General features: G+C 44.6%; 20 protein-coding genes. 15 read left to right on the forward strand and 5 right to left on the reverse strand.

Features of this window, described 5'->3' with window-relative positions; all coding sequences use genetic code 11:
• Positions 1-94 precede the first annotated feature (94 nt).
• From MU515_RS10865 to MU515_RS10880, 4 genes are all read left to right on the forward strand, one after another.
• Entirely contained in the window at positions 95-676 is a 582-nt protein-coding gene (locus MU515_RS10865; protein WP_260260445.1) for an FMN-dependent NADH-azoreductase, read from the forward strand.
• A 162-nt stretch (positions 677-838) separates the two neighbouring features.
• Entirely contained in the window at positions 839-1,825 is a 987-nt protein-coding gene (locus MU515_RS10870) for a permease (protein WP_260260446.1), read from the forward strand.
• A gap of 21 nt (positions 1,826-1,846) precedes the next feature.
• Complete coding sequence (locus tag MU515_RS10875; RefSeq protein ID WP_260260447.1) at positions 1,847-2,083, forward strand: thioredoxin family protein; 237 nt, start codon at positions 1,847-1,849, stop codon at positions 2,081-2,083.
• A gap of 70 nt (positions 2,084-2,153) precedes the next feature.
• Positions 2,154-2,660, forward strand: a complete 507-nt coding sequence (locus tag MU515_RS10880) for a sigma-70 family RNA polymerase sigma factor (protein ID WP_349775443.1) — start codon at positions 2,154-2,156, stop codon at positions 2,658-2,660.
• A gap of 107 nt (positions 2,661-2,767) precedes the next feature.
• Here MU515_RS10880 and MU515_RS10885 read toward each other — a convergent pair whose 3' ends face one another.
• Positions 2,768-3,100 (reverse strand): PepSY domain-containing protein, encoded by a 333-nt coding sequence (locus tag MU515_RS10885; RefSeq protein ID WP_260260449.1) that lies wholly within the window; start codon positions 3,098-3,100, stop codon positions 2,768-2,770.
• A 135-nt stretch (positions 3,101-3,235) separates the two neighbouring features.
• Positions 3,236-3,637, reverse strand: coding sequence for a nuclear transport factor 2 family protein (locus tag MU515_RS10890; protein WP_260260450.1), 402 nt, complete (start codon positions 3,635-3,637; stop codon positions 3,236-3,238).
• Between the two features lie 103 nt (positions 3,638-3,740).
• Between MU515_RS10890 and MU515_RS10895 the strand changes: the two genes are divergently transcribed.
• Positions 3,741-4,634, forward strand: coding sequence for a LysR family transcriptional regulator (locus MU515_RS10895; protein ID WP_260260451.1), 894 nt, complete (start codon positions 3,741-3,743; stop codon positions 4,632-4,634).
• A 67-nt stretch (positions 4,635-4,701) separates the two neighbouring features.
• On the opposite strand, the gene MU515_RS10900 is transcribed toward MU515_RS10895, so the two are convergent.
• Complete coding sequence (locus MU515_RS10900; protein ID WP_260260452.1) at positions 4,702-5,811, reverse strand: M28 family metallopeptidase; 1,110 nt, start codon at positions 5,809-5,811, stop codon at positions 4,702-4,704.
• Positions 5,812-6,275: 464 nt separating this feature from the next.
• Here MU515_RS10900 and MU515_RS10905 point away from each other — a divergent pair, with 464 nt between their 5' ends.
• A complete protein-coding gene (locus MU515_RS10905) occupies positions 6,276-6,440 on the forward strand; it encodes a hypothetical protein (protein ID WP_260260453.1) in 165 nt (54 codons plus the stop codon).
• Between the two features lie 126 nt (positions 6,441-6,566).
• Here MU515_RS10905 and MU515_RS10910 read toward each other — a convergent pair whose 3' ends face one another.
• The gene (locus MU515_RS10910; protein ID WP_260260454.1) at positions 6,567-7,460 is read right to left on the reverse strand and encodes a LysR family transcriptional regulator; all 894 of its coding nucleotides are present in this window, start codon (positions 7,458-7,460) and stop codon (positions 6,567-6,569) included.
• 246 nt (positions 7,461-7,706) lie between these two features.
• Here MU515_RS10910 and MU515_RS10915 point away from each other — a divergent pair, with 246 nt between their 5' ends.
• The 5 genes from MU515_RS10915 (at position 7,707) to speB (ending at position 12,802) form a co-directional block, all read left to right on the forward strand.
• A complete protein-coding gene (locus MU515_RS10915) occupies positions 7,707-8,063 on the forward strand; it encodes a MaoP family protein (protein WP_260260455.1) in 357 nt (118 codons plus the stop codon).
• A 187-nt stretch (positions 8,064-8,250) separates the two neighbouring features.
• Entirely contained in the window at positions 8,251-9,201 is a 951-nt protein-coding gene (gene dmeF / locus MU515_RS10920; protein WP_260260456.1) for a CDF family Co(II)/Ni(II) efflux transporter DmeF, read from the forward strand.
• The gene (locus MU515_RS10925; protein ID WP_260260556.1) at positions 9,164-9,580 is read left to right on the forward strand and encodes a MarR family winged helix-turn-helix transcriptional regulator; all 417 of its coding nucleotides are present in this window, start codon (positions 9,164-9,166) and stop codon (positions 9,578-9,580) included. Before dmeF ends, MU515_RS10925 begins: the two co-directional genes overlap by 38 nt.
• 378 nt (positions 9,581-9,958) lie before the next feature.
• On the forward strand, positions 9,959-11,869 hold the full coding sequence (gene speA, locus MU515_RS10930; protein WP_260260457.1) for an arginine decarboxylase: 1,911 nt from the start codon (positions 9,959-9,961) through the stop codon (positions 11,867-11,869).
• On the forward strand, positions 11,870-12,802 hold the full coding sequence (gene speB, locus MU515_RS10935; RefSeq protein ID WP_260260458.1) for an agmatinase: 933 nt from the start codon (positions 11,870-11,872) through the stop codon (positions 12,800-12,802). It begins immediately after the preceding gene.
• Between the two features lie 89 nt (positions 12,803-12,891).
• Here the strand turns inward: speB and MU515_RS10940 are convergent, their stop codons facing one another.
• Entirely contained in the window at positions 12,892-13,248 is a 357-nt protein-coding gene (locus MU515_RS10940; protein ID WP_260260459.1) for a YibL family ribosome-associated protein, read from the reverse strand.
• A gap of 142 nt (positions 13,249-13,390) precedes the next feature.
• Between MU515_RS10940 and MU515_RS10945 the strand changes: the two genes are divergently transcribed.
• The 4 genes from MU515_RS10945 to fepB all read left to right on the forward strand — a co-directional run bounded on the left by MU515_RS10945 (position 13,391) and on the right by fepB (position 18,112).
• Positions 13,391-14,170, forward strand: coding sequence for a DUF4344 domain-containing metallopeptidase (locus tag MU515_RS10945; protein ID WP_260260460.1), 780 nt, complete (start codon positions 13,391-13,393; stop codon positions 14,168-14,170).
• 207 nt (positions 14,171-14,377) lie between these two features.
• Positions 14,378-16,039: a methyl-accepting chemotaxis protein gene (locus MU515_RS10950; protein ID WP_260260461.1), complete on the forward strand. Its 1,662-nt coding sequence runs from the start codon at positions 14,378-14,380 to the stop codon at positions 16,037-16,039.
• A 201-nt stretch (positions 16,040-16,240) separates the two neighbouring features.
• Positions 16,241-17,062, forward strand: a complete 822-nt coding sequence (locus MU515_RS10955) for a siderophore-interacting protein (RefSeq protein ID WP_260260462.1) — start codon at positions 16,241-16,243, stop codon at positions 17,060-17,062.
• 105 nt (positions 17,063-17,167) lie between these two features.
• Positions 17,168-18,112: a Fe2+-enterobactin ABC transporter substrate-binding protein gene (gene fepB, locus MU515_RS10960; protein ID WP_260260463.1), complete on the forward strand. Its 945-nt coding sequence runs from the start codon at positions 17,168-17,170 to the stop codon at positions 18,110-18,112.
• Position 18,113: the final 1 nt, after the last annotated feature.

Genomic DNA, 18,113 nt, shown 5'->3' on the forward strand with positions numbered 1-18,113 from the left:
ATTACCATCCAAATTGGCGGATTATCTCCTGCCAAGCGAGTCAGTAAACTGCGCCTAACATAACAAAACCAAACAAATCTGACGGAGCACCATTATGACTTCAACTCTAGTACTAAAATCGAGCATTCTTGGTGAGTACTCTCAATCTAACCAACTGATTGATGCAGCCCTAGAAGGCAAGCACAATATTATCGAACGAGATCTCGCAGCAAACCCAATTCCAGTGCTTGATGCGAAAGTAGCAACGGCGCTGCGCGGCTCAGCAGATGATTTGTCACCTGAACTGCTTGAGATTCTCGAACTATCAAATAGCCTAATTGAAGAGTTGAAAGCTGCAGACCAAATCGTACTGGCTGCACCAATGTATAACTTTATGATTCCAACACAGTTAAAAAACTGGTTCGATATCATTGCTCGCGCTGGCGTGACCTTTACCTACACAGAGCAAGGCCCTAAAGGTCTTATCGAAAACAAAAAAGTCGTTGTTGTAACGACTCGTGGTGGGATGCACAAAGACAGCGACCGCGATTCTATCAAAGGCTACCTAACCACTATGCTTGGTTTTATTGGCCTAACTGATGTCGAGTTTGTCTACGCTGAAGCATTAGCTATGGGTGATGAACCAGCGCAAAGCAGCCGCGAGCAAGCCTTAGCTCAGCTGACTGCACTCATTTAACACTCAAATTTCACTGCCTAATTAAAGACCTCGGCCGAATTGCCGAGGTTTTTGTATTCCTACCTCAGATAACCCACCTTTAGGCTAAAAAGCCAAAATAATTCGCATCCTTTTTGATGTTCATCCGTGTTGTAGGTAGATGAACATTTAAAAGGGCATGTGATGTTTGAAGTATTCACGCTATTAGCAGACTGGCTAGCATATTCAGTAATGGGCTTAACACCCGATACTTCGGTTGGTATTGGGGTGCATTTCTTTATCGAAGATACCAGTAAGATATTGGTGCTACTGGTTGTTTTAATCTACGTTATTTCCTTTTTGCGTGCGGCACTCAAAACAGAAAAAGTACGAGATTACCTTCAAGGAAAAAACCGTGCGGTCGGTTATCTACTCGGTTCATTATTTGGTGCCATAACGCCATTCTGCTCGTGCAGTTCCATTCCGCTATTTATGGGATTTGTCTCTGCTCGTATTCCCATCGGGATCACCATAGCTTTCCTAATTACTTCACCACTTATCAATGAGGTGGTGATCATCATGCTAGGCAGCATTCTTGGCCTTAAATTCACCCTGATGTATATCGTTATTGGGATGGCTTTAGGCATCTTTGCTGGCGTTCTATTAGATTTGCTCAAGGCTCATCGCTGGTTACAACCTTTCCTTGCTAAGGCATACCAAGGAGACTTACACCCTCAAACTAATAATCAAGATGCCTCATCGAACATCGCGATGACCTACCAACAACGCCACACCTTTGCCGTAAACGAAACCAGCACTATTGTTAGCCGTATCTGGAAATGGGTAATCATTGGTGTTGGCATTGGCGCCTTCATCCATGGTTTTGTGCCCGCGCAGTGGTTCGAAAATACGCTGGCAGATGGTCAATGGTGGACGGTACCACTCGCTACTTTAAGCGCCATTCCAATCTATACCAACGCATCAGGCGTAGTGCCGATCATGGCCTCTTTGATCGACAAAGGGATGCCATTAGGTACGACTTTGGCCTTTTGCATGGGCGCAGTCGCGGTCAGCTTGCCTGAATTTATGATGCTCAAACAGGTGATGCAATATCGCCTACTTAGCTTAATCGCCGGATATCTATTTATCGCTATCTCCATCGTGGGTTGGCTATTCAACGCGTACTATTAAACCGCAATATAGGATGAAATTATGAAGACAATTCAAGTTTATGGCTCAGGATGTAAAAACTGTGTCGTTACCGCTCAGCGAGTACTGCAAATAGCTCAAGAGTTAGGACAACAAGTAGCAGTTGAAAAGATTACGAGCTTAGAAGATATTATGAAAGCTGGCGTCATGAGCACGCCCGGAGTTGCTGTCGATAATATCGTTCGACATACGGGTTCAGTGCCAAGCGAAGAAAAGCTTCGTGAAATACTCGCCGAATAAACACCCAGTGCAACGTTGCTCAGTGGGCAACGTTTGCCAAAACCCTTGAGGTGGAAAAGTGAAATGCTTGATGACAGCATGGCACAACACTGAGCCAATGCTTTATAGCTGGTTATTAAAGCAAACCCGTAATCAGCATGAAACCGAAGATATAATGCAAGAAGTGTTTCTCAAAGCGATGAGTAACAGCGATAAGTTCTGCTCGTTACGTGACGGAAAATCGTGGTTATTTACCGTAACCAAAAACCTCTATATCGACCGTTGGCGACGTAAGATTGAATCGGAAGATATTGACGATCTCGAGGCGCAAGAAAATACTCTACCTGTGATGGTGCAACTGCAAACCTGCTTACCTCGAATACTGCCAACACTGGCCGATAGAGACCGTCACATCATAGAAGTATGCGATCTCAATGGCATCACTCAGACCGACTATGCCGAACAAAACAAGCTCAGTTTATCGGCAACCAAAGCGCGCCTTCGCCGAGCTCGGTTAGAGCTAAAACAGCGTTTGATAGATGAGTGCCAAGTGAGTGAAAATGCCAGCGGAGTATGTTGTTTTAAACGCCTGGAATAATCGTAAGCGTTTAAGCCCCATTATGCCGACAATAAAGAGTTTGCCGCTTCGTTGACTCGCAAAACAAAAGCGTTGCCCTAATCCATTTAAAGCAACGCTTAATTATACTATTTGTCCACGTCGCCTAGCGTGCCTTCATGAGACAAATCCCCCGAAAGCTCAGCCTGAATTTCAGCGAGGCTTTCTTCTTCTGCAGCGACGATCTCGCCAGTTAACGCATTCACTTCCACCTCATAGGCTTTCTCACCTTTTTTGACGAATACATCCCACTGGGTATCTGGCTCATCATGGCGAATACCGAGAACTTCGACATCAACCGCCGCCAGCGCCGCTGTAATCGCCGCCTCTTTTGAGATGATCTTGGCATCCTCTGCAGCAAAGCTCGCAGCGCTCAATGCACCCAATACGACCACCGCACTCGATAAAACTATCTTGTTCATTATTGTCTCCATCCAATCCCAATTTAGATTGCCGAATATCTGCAATTCTTCAGTCGCCAAAGGCTCATTTAACCATAGCATTTGGTGAGGCAAACGGAGCAAAGTGTCGATCAAGGGGAGTGCCGTATCGTTATGTTATCCTTCGCTTAACGGACGAAGAAATATTTGCTCTCGGAGCACCTGCCAACGACCATCTTCAAATCGCAATTCGATATTGCATAGAAGCTTCATCTCTTCGCCATTCATACCGCTGTGCTTACGCGTTAATACGCAAACGGCGGAGTCACCCAATATATGAAAATCGTGCCAATCAGCCCACGTGTTTAGTTGCGTCTTTCCTTCTAAAGCCTGCTTTGCAAAATGTTCTTTAAACTCGACTTTATTGAAAGTTTGCACCGTGCTGTCTGGCATCACCAAAGTGGTATGAAAATCTTGATGATAAATGCTATCCAATGCATCTATGTCAAAATTCGTGGCACGGTCAATTAAGTGGTCCATCGCCTGTCGGATGGCTTGTTTGGTATGTGTTGCTCTCATTTCTCTACTCTTAATGTTGCTGACAAAACGATCATATCTATCGTTGATTAGTTATAGAACCCAGCTAAAATGAACAGCATCTATTCCAATATCGAATAATTTAATGGACCAGTTAGGCGCAATGCGCACTTTTTTAAGTGTGATACAGACAGGAAGTTTTTCGGCCGCTGCTACCGAATTATCAAGCTCTCAAGCAACAATCAGCAAAAAGGTGGCGGCACTAGAAGATAAGTTGGGCGTAAAACTGCTTACACGAACAAGTCGAAAGCTTTCTTTAACCCAAGCGGGGCAAGAGTATTACAATCACTGCGTAGCCATTTTACAAGAAATCGATGAAGTGGAAGCCAGTGTGCGTTCACAGGTATCGTCACCAAAAGGACAACTACGCATCGCAGCACCTGCTCCATTGGCAAGACTGTTACTTGCCCCACTGATAGGAGAGTTTTTACGCGAATATCCGGATATTGAAGTGAACCTTTCTATCGAAGAGCGCGTGATAGATTTGGTCGCTGAAGGTATCGACATTGCTATACGAGCAAAGAAATTAGAAGACTCTTCACTCATTGCAAGGCCTTTATTTAGCAACCCGCTGATGCTTGTCGCATCACCTGATTACCTAAAAAAGCATGGCACACCTAAACAGCCAAAAGATTTAAAATCTCATAGCTGTATTGTTTATAACTTTAATCGCTCTTTAAATAACTGGCATTTTAAACAAAACGACGATTGGCTATCGGTGCCTGTTAAAGGCGGTGTACGCAGTAATAGTGGCGAAACAAACCTAGAACTGGCGCTCACAGGGCTTGGCATCACTCAACTACCGATTTGGATGATGGATAAATACTTACAAAGCGGAGAGTTAGTGCAAGTATTACAAGACTTTCCTAGCGACTCTGTGCCGATCAATATTATCTACCCACAAAATCGATATGTCCCACTTAAAGTCCGCTGCTTTATTGAGTTTATTCAAGAAAAACTACGTGGAAAATACCCTTAGCCGAGTCTTACATCGCGGTGATAAAAATAAAGCCTAGACTCGCTAGGCTTTATATCTCTAGATTATTCTAGTTGAGGTAATCACCATTGGTTAAAAACTCAATCAGAGTATCAACTGAATCTGAAATTTGCTTATTCACTCGGCCAGGGAATGCTTCTTCTAGCTTGTCTAAACGGTCAAATTCCGTGTGCCAGATCTTGCCCCATTTCGTTTCGGCCTCTCTGTCATTCGCACTCTTAGTTTCAGGGTTATAACCCGTTGACCACATCAGCTCATTAGTGGTTTGCGAATATCCATCGTAACCGTGCTCGCCATTAATCTCGTAGTTGGTTGCTTCAATGTTTGCAATAGCAATACCCGCACATGAGAACGGAGCGTGATCGGACCAAGAACCGGTTTCACCCTCTGGGTAACCAGCAACCGTTGGATGCACGACAAATCTATCCTCACCTAACGTTTTTGCCGATGCTTTGATGAAGCTATCACGCATCCAAGTCTCATAGTTGTAGGTCGTTTTATCTAAGCCAATGCTTTCACATGCCGACTTAAACTCAGCATCATAATCAGAGTGCGCAGAATGAACATACATGATGTCACCACCAGCATTGGTATCAAGGTTTACAACGCCAATAACGTTCTTCAACCCATTATTCTCTAGTGCATTTTTAACGTAATATTTGGAACCATTCAGGCCATTCTCTTCCGCACCAACCAAGATGAAACGCACCGTATAAGGCACAGATTCATTGGCCATCAAAGCCTGCGCTGCCGCTATAGTCGTAACTACGCCTGCACCATTATCTGTAGGGCCAAGAGAGCCCTTTTCTGCTCCTTTGGTATCATAATGGGCAACGACAATAATGGTCGATTCAGATAAACCTTTCTTCTCTGCAATATAGTTAACAGAAGTGCCATCGACGCCTTTTTTATCAGTGTATTTAAAAGATTGGGCGGTAACGTCGTAGCCAAAGCCTGTTAAGGTATCCTTTATCCAGACCCCGGCTTTGGTCTCCATTTCAGTGCCTGTCGGTCTTGCACCGATACCGCCATCAGGGTTAGCGAGTTGGTTTAAGTAAGTAATCGCAGCTTGGCTATAATCGACAGTTTCACTGCTCCAACTAGGTAGAGAAAAAGTAGCCGCTGCAGCGATGGCAGTACACAAAAGAGTTCTTTTCATTTCGTTTCCTTTCGATTCCATTAATTAGAAGAAAGTTGTGCTTGCTATTTTTATTGTTGAAATAAACTTAACATGTACTTGGATAGTTATATTGTGATAATGCTCAATTAGCTTGACGGTTATTTATCCACCAAATATTCAGCTATGAATTTAAATTTATTTCACCGCGAAAAACTCGCCATGACTCAATGCCTAATTGAATAAACACCCGCTGGTGATACTCATTTATTTCGTTGCTGTGTTTTGTTTTTGTTATATTTTGTGAACATGTAGGTAAAATATGAGATAACCTTCCGAAATACCATCTGTCATTCTGAATAATATCGAGAATTTTTATACAAGATCCAACCTCAAAAATGCTACTTCAATGCTGTTGCAATGTAACTTGTATGTTAAAATCCCCATCTAAATTAATCGTTCTTCGCTTGACTGTGGCAAGTGTCAGAAACCGAAGGAGACATACGGTGAACCATTGGACAGATTTTTTCCCTTACGTTGCTATGGCAATTAAAGTGATTGCACTCGCTATCGCTGGTTACTTCGCTATTAAATGGCACTTTGATCAAGACAAAAAACTAAAACGACAAGCCGCTAAAGAGAAAGAAGAATCAGAACAAGCAAGTTCATAAATGAACTAACTGATTGGTTAATAGCTCACTGTGTTTCTCCTCTTACTAGCCCAGAATTTAAAAAGCCCCATAAAGAAAAACCTCAGCACTTGGCCGAGGTTTTTGCTTAGATTCCAATAAATTGAATTACTCATCCATCGGTAAGTCAGCGACTTGCTGCAAGCTGTAAGCCGTTACTGGATCAATACCTTTCACCAACTCTTCGACTTGCTTGATTGCATCCACTGAACTGCTCGCCTTACGGTAGCTTAAGTAAATTGGGCGAATCCAATCTTCTACCCCTTCTACTTTATGAAGTTGACCACTGGCAAGGAACGGCTCTACCAACGACGCCGGTAGATAAGCGCTGCCGCCTTTTTCTAAAATAAAGTCTAATGCGATACGAGCCGTGGATGTACGTAAATAAGGCGCAGGTACTTTTGAATGGCGATCTGCGTGCTCAGAGGCAAACTTAGTGCCCCAATCAACATACACGTATTTATCTTCAAAAACGGTTTCTAGAGTGCTTGGCTCAGTGGACACCATCAATAGCACCACGTCGGCCACTTTCTTGCAGTTAAGCTCGTCGGCTTTGATTTGGTCAAACGCGAATGCCATATCTAACGTGCGCTCTTGTAAGCTACGAACTAATGCTTCACGTCCCATCACTTCGGCCATGAAACCGTAGCCGCCAAACGCGTCGGTTGTCATGCTCAAACAGTTTTGTAAGTAAGCATCCCACACGTTCGGCGTTCCGCCCATCGTCAATTGCAGGGCTTTACCACTCTCTAGGGATAGTTCTAATTTGGCTTGTTGTAGTGTCGTCACCATCACTTCGGCATAACTGACTAAGCGCTCGCCCGATGAAGTTAGTTTGATGTTGTTACGATCACGAATAAATAGCTGAGTATCAAAGTAGCTTTCTAGCTGTTTAATACGGGCACTCACCGCCGCTTGGGTAATGTAAAGGTTCTCTGCTGCGCGGCCAAAGTGGCGCACGTTAGCCAGCTCTAAAAATGTTTTAAAGACTTTTACGTCCATTTTTGATCCTCAGGAAATTGCTGCCCTAAATTAGCAAACAAAGCAATTATTACGAAAGAGAGAAAGTCGAAACTGTTATCTAAACGTAACAAAAAGCACTAATAGTAAAGACAAAAATGTTTTGTTTTTCTTTTGCTAACTTTACGCCTAATTTTCGCCTTATACCAATGCTACCGCTCAAGCAGGTGCAGAAAGCGCGAAAGCATGGGTTGTAATCCATCACTATACCATTTGAGGTTTATGAAAATGTCTGACACCGAATTTCGTCATGGCAAAAAACGTTTCTACGACAACACTAAGTTCCCACGTGGCTTCGCTAAATCTGGTGACTTTACTCTTGCCGAAGAAGAACTCCTAACACTTTACGGCGACACGATGCTTGGCCTAGAGACTGGCGAACTTTCTCCTACAAACTCTGAAGAGAAGCACTTCGTTAAAGTTATTGAAAACCCAGGCAAAGCGAAAACCAAACTTGAGCGCACATGGCTAAAATACGTTCAGTTAGCGCGTGGCCGCAAACGCTTTCATACCTTGAATGGTCGTAACAAACCAGAAACATCAGATGATTACTCAGAAGATGTAAGTTTGGTTGAAGAAGACTAAACGTCCGAATTTCTGAAACGCCTACTCTCCACAGCTAGGTCATTCACACTCAAAGCCCCTTCCTCTTGGTTGGGGCTTTTGTTTTTTGATCCGAGTGACCAATACTCTCTCGTCAGCCAACATTGACATAATTTGACTATCAAACTAAATTAACAATCAAATACTTTGATAATCAAACAATATTATTATGACAGCTCAACCTGTAACCTCTTCTCATAGCCATGACTTTACGCCTCACAACCATCAAGGTGAGCGTCGTACTTGGTATGTTTTAATACTGACCCTATCAGCAATGTTTGCCGAGATCATCGCCGGCACTCTGTTTGGCTCAATGGCCTTACTTGCTGATGGCTGGCATATGGGCACTCACGCGGCCGCCTTCTGTATCACGCTGTTTGCCTATCGTTACGCGAAAAAGCATGCCCAAAGCGGAAAATATTCATTTGGCGCTGGCAAAGTGAGCGTTTTAGGCGGTTTTACAAGCGCAATTGCACTGGGAATTGTGGCCATCGCGATGTTTGTAGAATCGATCCATCGCTTGTTTAACCCTGAGACCATCCAATTTAATGAAGCAATCATGGTGGCCATTCTGGGTTTAACCGTGAATGTGGCCAGCATTTTCCTTCTTCATGACGATCACCATCATCACCACCATGGACATGACCATCATGACCACCACCGTCACCACGATCACAACCTAAAAGCCGCTTACATGCATGTTTTGGCTGATACGCTTACCTCTGTATTAGCTATCGTAGCGCTGTTTGTAGGCAAATACCTTGGTTGGCATTGGCTTGATGCCGCTATGGGTATTGTCGGTGGCTTAGTGATTGGTAAATGGACATGGGGCTTATTACAACAGACCGCGCCTGTCTTGCTAGATGCCAGCATTGGCGACGACTACCAACAGCAAATTGAAACCGAGCTGAGCCCTTTTGCTCAGGTAACCGACCTGCACATTTGGAAAATCAGTGCCGATCACTTTGCCGCAGTCATCTCGATAAAAGATCAATCCAATAAAAGCCTTAAGGACTATCAACATTTACTAGCAAAGTTTGATAAAATCAGTCACCTAACGATTGAACTGCAGCCGAATGACGATGAAAGAGCTAGAGAACCTAAACCAATTACTGACTGAGTTTTATGACAAGATGGCCTCGTGGGAGCAATCTGTCGTAAAAGGAACCGGTTATTCGTTGGCGCAGATTCATACCATCGAAGTACTGGGTAACCATGGCGTGCTTAGAATGAAAGAGCTAGCAGAAAAGCTAGCTATCACGACAGGCACGCTGACTGTTCAAGTCGACAAATTAGTCAAAGCGGGGCTTATTGACCGCTGCGCCCACCCTGACGATCGCCGCGCTATCGTGGTTAAGCTTACCGCTGAAGGTTTAGAGCTGCACAAACATCACCACCAATTGCACCTCGATTTGGTTCGCGACCTTACTCGCCATATTGACGACAATGAGCAGGCTCAATTGGTGCAGTGTTTACAAAAACTAAATCGTGAGTTTTAACCATTTAAATTAATGATTTTTAAACGGTTTTTTACCCTTTACTAGCCTCTAAAATTTGAATCATTCTGCTTATCACCTCGACAAAATATATTTGTTAGACACTGAATGCTTTTTGTCCGTTAATGCGCCCAACACGTAGTAGCACCCTAAATACGCACTGGCTATAAATACTTAAATAAAACAATAAATTAAGACCAATAGCCAACACCATAAAGCCTCTGTTACCCCATAAATAAGTGAATGGAAATCAAGCGATCAAAAATCGTGGGCTAAAATGATCATGATGTATTTAGGCACGTAAAACCTACATCACGTGCTAGGTGTGAATCAGGCCAATGGCGGATTCACGTTTTTCTCGCCAATCTTGTGAGATTAGATGTGGAAAAAACAACCAAATTAGATCGCGTTCGCGCTGACTACAACGTTCATTACTGGAGCCAAGGTTTCTACGGTATCGATAACCAAGGCGAAGTTTACGTTTCTCCAACTTACGAAAAAACGCACCAAATCCCCCTGAGCAATATTGTGTCTCAGCTAGAGCAAAAGCAGCTAAACCTGCCGGTACTAGTGCGTTTCCCACAAATATTGCACCAACGTGTGCACGGTATTTGCCAAGCTTTTAACCAAGCGATTGAAGAATACCAATACCCGAATAATTACCTGTTGGTTTACCCAATTAAAGTGAACCAGCAGAAAGAAGTAGTAGATGAAATTTTAGCGAGCCAAGCCAGCCTAGAAACAAAACAACTCGGCCTAGAAGCAGGCAGTAAGCCAGAGCTTCTTGCAGTGTTGGCACTGGCGCAAAAAGCCAGCTCAGTGATCGTATGTAACGGCTACAAAGACCGTGAATACGTTCGCCTTGCGCTTATTGGTGAAAAACTAGGCCATAAAGTATTCATCGTTTTAGAGAAGCTCTCTGAACTTGATTTGGTACTGAAAGAAGCGAAAAGCCTCGGCGTTAAACCGCGCTTAGGTTTGCGTATTCGCCTTGCATCACAAGGCGCTGGTAAGTGGCAAGCGAGTGGTGGTGAAAAATCTAAGTTTGGTTTGTCTGCCTCTCAAGTGCTGACAGTTATTGAGCGTCTGAAACAAGAAGACCAGCTTGATGCGATGCAATTGGTGCACTTCCACCTTGGTTCGCAAATGGCCAACATTCGCGATATTCGCAATGGGGTGAACGAGTCAGCTCGTTTCTACTGCGAACTACGTGAGATGGGCGCGAAAATCAACTTCTTCGATATCGGTGGCGGCTTAGCTGTCGACTACGATGGTACGCGCAGCCAATCATCCAACTCGATGAACTATGGCCTAATTGAATACGCGCGCAACATCGTTTCAACCGTTGGTGACGTTTGCCAAGCGTATGGGCAGCCAATGCCGGTGATCATTTCTGAATCAGGTCGCTCATTAACGGCTCATCATGCGGTGTTGATCACCAACGTGATTGGTACAGAAGCGTATCATCCGGAAGAAGTAAGCGAACTTGAAAGTGATGCACCAACGCTACTTCAAAATATGTGGCGTAACTGGCAGACACTGCTTGATGGCAGTGATGCTCGTGCATTAATTGAAATTTACAACGATACCCAAAGTGACTTGGCTGAAGTGCACTCTCAGTTTGCAACGGGCGTTCTAAACCTGCAGCAACGCGCTTGGGCAGAGCAGCTATCTCTACGTATTTACTTTGAGTTAAGCCGTGCAATGAGCACAAAGAACCGCTTCCACCGCCCAATTCTTGATGAATTAAACGAGCGTTTGGCAGATAAGTTCTTTGTTAACTTCTCATTGTTCCAATCTTTACCAGATGCGTGGGGCATTGATCAGGTATTCCCTGTTCTACCACTTTCTGGTTTGGATGAGCTAGAAGACCGCCGCGCAGTAATGCTAGACATCACCTGTGATTCAGACGGTGCGGTAGAGCAGTATGTAGAAGGCCAAGGTATTGAAACCACCTTACCGGTACCCGCTTGGAACAAAGATAAGCCATACCTAATGGGCTTTTTCTTAGTGGGTGCTTACCAAGAAATCTTGGGCGACATGCACAACTTGTTTGGTGATACACACAGCGCTGTGGTGTCGGTTAACGAGCAAGGTGAAGCCATTATTGAACGCATTGACCAAGGCGATTCAGTAGAAGATATGATGCGCTACGTGCACATCGATGTAGATAAGATTCGCGATAACTACCGCGAGCTGGTTAACCTACGTGTTGACCAACAAGAACAACAACAAGTGCTTCAAGAACTCGAACAAGGTCTTTGCGGCTACACCTATTTAGAGGATTTCTAAATGAATGATTTGTTTGATAAAACTGATTATTCACTGTATTCAAACTCAATGAGTTTTATGCGCCAACCGTATCTACGCAACCCAATCGGCAGTGATGCCGATTTGGTGGTACTGGGTGTGCCACTTGATATGGCAACATCTGGTCGCCCGGGCGCTCGCATGGGCCCTGATGCGATTCGTCGTGCGTCAGTTAATCTTGCGTGGGAAGGCAAAAAATTCCCTTGGGATTTCAACCTATTTGATCGCGTTAAGATGATTGATGCCGGTGACTTAGTGTTTGATTGCGGCGACGCAGAAGACTTCACTTACCGCCTTGAAAAAGCAACCGGTGAGATTCTGAAAAACGGCAAAACCATGTTTGCACTAGGGGGTGACCACTTTATCACTCTACCTATTTTGCGTGCATACGCGAAGCATTATGGTGAAATGGCACTGGTTCACTTCGACGCACACACCGATACCTATGCTAACGGCAGTGCATACGACCACGGAACCATGTTCTACCATGCGCCAAACGAAGGCCTAATTTCACCAAAGCATTCGGTGCAAATCGGTATTCGTACTGAGTATGAACAGCAAAATCATGGCTTCAATGTGATCAACGCAATGCAAGCTAATGATTTAACCGCTGATGAAATTGTTGCGCAAGTACGTGCGACTGTGGGTGATAAGCCTGTCTACGTAACGTTTGATATTGACTGCCTAGATCCAGCTTTTGCTCCGGGTACAGGTACACCTGTATGTGGTGGTTTGAACTCAGACAAAGTGCTCAAAATCCTGCGCGGGTTTGCTGGCATGAACATCGTGGGCATGGACGTAGTAGAGGTATCACCTCCGTACGATCATAGCGACATGACTGCTTTAGCTGGTGCAACCGTTGCACTAGAGCTGATGTACGCATGGGCATCTAACAAAACAGATAAAGACGCTTAAGCATTCATTTAAAGCGTAAAAACAAAAATCCCCGCACTTTGGCGGGGATTTTTATATTCGTAGCGAGAATCGCTCAACAAAATTCTTGATTAGAATTTCTTCGGAGCAAAACCTGTCATCACATCCAGACGCAGCTCTTTACCAATTTTCGTCATTGGGTGAACCACAACTAGACCCTTCACTGACTTTTTAAGCTTACCCATATCCGCTTGTTCTGCTTTCGTAATCTCGCGAGAAAAAGGCATATCTAGCAAGCTTTTACGTTCTTTATTCAGTTCGTAGCTTTGCTTATGATTAAGCTGAGAAACCTTTTTAGTGATCTTGTCGATTTCATCAGTGAACTTAGTAATCATCTCTTGATCACCACGAGATTTGGCGGCATCCAACTTACGGCGACAAGTATCTAAACGGTTATTTAGCTGCTGAATTTCTTTTTTGATGCTCATGATAATCAACTCTTAATTTGCTGTGGGCGCGGAGTATAGCATAGCCAATGTTGTCGCCCTATAACAAAAAGCACTTTCCTCATTGGCGGGAAATTCCGCTACCCTGATAGAATAAAACTGACGTGCTCCATAAGGAAATACCATGCCAATACAACCATTACTGCTCAGTAGCTTAATTACCTTTTCATTATCGGCCTTCGCCAGCTCAGACAGTGTCATCATTAAGTATGCGTCTGGTGAAAACACCTCACAAAAAGAAGCCATTACAGCACTCAAGCAAAGTGGCGTGAATCAACTTCTGGTTGAGCTTGCCAATCAGCATTTTCCCTTTGATAACACTTTAACCATTCGATATGGCGGCGATGATGGCCCACTCTATGACCCTGAGAGTCACGTAGTACACATGCCCTACGAGTTTTACCAGCAAGCACTGAATTACTTTAAAGCCAATGACTATGAAAAAAAATACGATAAATCGGCCGAACTTGGCGCAATAGATACCATCTTGCACACACTGTTACATGAAGCTGGGCACGCCTATATCGCCGATCAAGATATTCCGATTCTCGGTAAAGAGGAAGATGCCGTCGATAACTTTGCGGCAGTGATGATGATTGAATACGTCGAAGATGGTGATGATGCCGCCATCAGCGCCGCGGATATGTTCGCCTTCGAATCTGACGACAGACCTGATTACTACGATTTCGGTGAGTACATCGATGAACACAGCTTTGATTTACAACGCTATTTTTCTACTTTGTGTTTGGTGTACGGAAGTAACCCAGAAAAACACAGCGACCTACTCGATGAAGTTGAAAATGACTACTTAAGCGACCGAAAAGAATTCTGCGAATTCCAGTACCCTTCGATTAGTCAAAGCTGGCACAACTATTTGCCCCCTCAAAAACAAACAAACGATTAACAACTCATCCTCCTCACGTTCAGCCGTTTCACATTACATCGCGGCTGAACCTAGTGCACATATAGATATTTCTTCTCAATAATTAATGATTCTTCTATCAAGTTTCACAGTAATCGGCCGCTAACGTTGTTAACATCCCGGTTAATCATTGAAAATGGTTAGTTACATATTCTAATAAAATTGAAGTAAATCAGTGCAGGAATTGTTATGAGTCTATCTATTAGAAATCGTTTGTATGTCCTTTCTATAATCCCCTTGTTGTTGATGGCCATTGGTATGATGAGCGTGTCTTACATCAAGACCACAGAGCTTACCGAGCAACAAATTGAAGCAACTCGTACCAACATGATGGCGATGAAGCAGCAAGAGCTGAAAGCCTATATCCAAATGGCTAAATCCTCTGTTCAGCCATTTTTAGATCGTGGTGCATCTCTAGAGGAAGCATTACCAACGCTTAAAGGGTTGGAATACGGTGAATCGGGTTATGTGTTTGCTTACGATTCAAAAGGCGTACGTATCGCAATAGGTCAAGGCACTGATGGGATAGGTAAAAATTACTACAACCTTCAAGATAAACAGGGCAACTACCTGATTCAAGATCTGATCAAAAACGCCAAGTTAGATAAGTTCACGACCTACTATTTCCCGAAACCGGGCGAAAGTATCGCGCTGCCTAAACTGAGCTACTCCGTTTACATTCCTGAGTGGGATTTGGTGATCGGTACTGGTTTTTATACTGACGATATCGACGCGGTGATTGCCGAAATGGAGTCGAACTCAAACCAAGCGCTTCAAGGCTCGATTACTGCGATTGTTATTTTCTGTTTAGTTATCGCTGTACTTGTGGCGGCATTTGCTATTGCAGTGAACCGCACCATTATGGGGCCACTGGAGCAATTTGATCGCTCGATCAGTTCATTCGCAAGCGGTGATGCCGATCTTACCGCGCGTATGGAAAACTTCCGCGCGCCAGAATACGCTCGCCTAAGTGAAAACTTTAACGCCTTTGTCGCAAGCCTACAAAACATCATCCGCAGTGTTACGGATGTTGGCCAGCAAGTTGTTGAAGAAACCACTCACATGTCATCTCGCGCAGCACGCGTTGATGAATTAGCAACAGGTCAACGTGAAGAGACAGAACAAGTCGCGACGGCCATGACAGAAATGACCACTACTGCGCAAGAGATTTCGAGCAACGCTAGCCAAGCAGCAGACAGTGCCAAAGAAGCCGACGACAATGCCAAAGAAGCGCAGCAAATCGTTAACGCGGCAGCGCAGTCTGTTGAGGAACTTGCAGGCGAAGTATCACAAGCGAACGAGGTTATTTCCCGCCTTGAAGGTGATGTACAAAACATTTCCTCTTCACTGGAAGTTATTCAAGATATTGCCGAGCAAACCAACTTACTTGCACTTAATGCCGCTATCGAGGCAGCTCGTGCAGGTGAGCAAGGTCGAGGCTTTGCAGTCGTAGCTGACGAAGTACGCAAGCTAGCAAGCCGTACTCAAGAAAGCACGGGTGAAATTCACACCATGATCGAGCAACTTAAAGCAGCCTCGGATGCGGCAGTAAAAGCGATGGACTCAAGCCAATCTCGCTCTACTCATACCGTAAGTGAAGCGAATGCAGCAGCGGAAGCGCTAGTGAAGATTCAACAATCTATCGATACCATCATGGATATGAACTCGTTGATCGCAACCGCAACTGAAGAACAAAGCATTGTTGGCCAAGAGATCTCGCAGCGTATCGTGGTTATTTCAGACCAAAGCTCGCAATCTGCGGCCCTGGCAAACGAAAACCGCAATGGCAGCCAAAACCTTAATGGCCGTGCCAATGAGCTATACGGCCTAGTGGATCGTTTTACAGTGTAAAACTCACGCATTAGACCATAGATAAATCAACCAAAGAGCGACAGCACAGCTGCCGCTCTTTTTTTATTCTCACTCCATCCTTCGATGCTTTGCTAGTTTAATTATTGATTAAACCTGCGGCCTACCGGCGATTTTTAATTGCTATCAACAATTTATTTATTGATAATAATTACTATTAGCAATTTCATTTAAGGAAAAATGATGACCAAAGTCCGTAGCGATGGACGTATGATGCCTCGTCTTATCGAATGTGTTCGCAAAGAATACATCACTCCAAACCTACTTCGCGTGACATTCTCTGGCGAAGATCTCAAGGGCTTTCCTACCGGAAAAGAAGGGCTACTGATTAAGCTATTTTTTGCTAACCAAGAAACGGGCACGCTTGAACTGCCTACTCGCACCGAAGAAAAGATCTACTGGCCAGAAAACAAACCCGTTTCTCGCGCTTATACCATTCGCTACTACCGTGAAGACGTTAACGAACTGGATGTAGACTTTGTGCCGCATAGCCCAGATAGCCCTGCGTCTGGTTGGGCGATAAATGCACAGCCCGGAGACAAAATCGGCCTTGGAGGCCCAGGCGGGCCAGCGGCTCTTCTGCCACCAGCAGACTGGCATATTCTTGCAGGCGACTTAACCGCTCTACCCGCAATCAGCGCGCTGTTAGAACAACTCCCTGCCGATGCAAAGGGTTACGCCTTTATCGAAGCACCAAGTGAAGAAGATATTCATGGGTTAACTCACCCCGCAGGTGTTGAAGTGGTTTGGGTGATCCGCGAAGTCCGCGCAGCCTCTGAACCACTGTTAGATGCGATTCGTACCATCGACCCAGTAGCACAATCAGGCAAGTTGACCGCATTTATTGCTGGTGAAAACGATGCGGTACTTGCGTGTCGTAAGCACCTTATCGATACATACCAGCTGAAAAAACGCGACTTACATGCCCTTCCTTACTGGCGTCGTGGCCAAGATGAAGATGAGTATCACGAAGCTCGTCACGACATCATGGATGAAGAGTATTAACCCCTGAAATACCAAACACTAAGCGGCCAATCTCTATTGGCCCTTTGAGTTTAAAGAATATTCGAACACCGCTTAACGTCAGCCACCTGTAAAGAAATACGAGCTATGAAATCAATCACCATTAAAGCGATCATCACATCAGCAATTTTACTGTTTTCTTCCCTTAGCTACGCTCAAGACTCGGCTTGGCCACGCAGTTTTACTAACGCTGATGGTAGCGTTACTGTCATTGAGCACGCACCGAAGCGAATCATCTCCACCTCGGTGAGTTTAACGGGCACTCTATTAGCGATGGATACGCCACTGGTTGGTAGTGCGGGCGCGGTAAAAGGCGAATATTTCTCGCAATGGGATGAGGTAGCAAAAGAGCGCGGCTTAACCAACCTCTGGCCTGCGGGCAGTGTCGATCTTGAATCCGCTTATGCCGTCGAACCGGATTTAATCATCGTATCTCTAACTGGTGCAGATTCTGCCCTTGAGCAAGTGGAAGAGTTTCGCCAAATCGCTCCGACGGTGATTCTCGATTACAGCGTTCAATCTTGGCAAGACTTGGCAAAGCAAATCGGTGAACTTACCGGCCAAGAGCAACAAGTAGCAGAAAAGCTCGCAGAGTACGAACGCTATGTGGCGCAAACCAAACAAACCTTAGTGATTCCAGAGGGCAAGGCCAACATCATCAGCTATCACGGAGCTGGTATGCTCAATGCCATCGGTAGACCACAAGGTGCACACGCAATGCTACTTTCTTCGCTTGGTTTTGATATTGAAGCGCCTAACGACGCTTGGCAATCAAGTAATGCGCGTCACCGAGATTTTATCCGTGTGCATTATGAAAACCTATCGCTGCTAAAGGGTGAAACCACTTTCCTGATTGAAGCAGATGAGAAGAAGGCCAATGAATTTATGAGCAATGAAGTTTTCATCAATATGCCTTCAGTAAAAAACCAACAGGTTTTTGGCCTTGGTCTAACTTCATTTCGTATCGACCCGTACAGTGCGCGCAACATCATCAACAATATTGCCCAGCAGTTTGCTAAAAATGCGGAATAGT

It is taken from the genome of Vibrio intestinalis (genome assembly GCF_025195085.2).
GTDB classification, from domain to species: domain Bacteria; phylum Pseudomonadota; class Gammaproteobacteria; order Enterobacterales; family Vibrionaceae; genus Vibrio; species Vibrio intestinalis.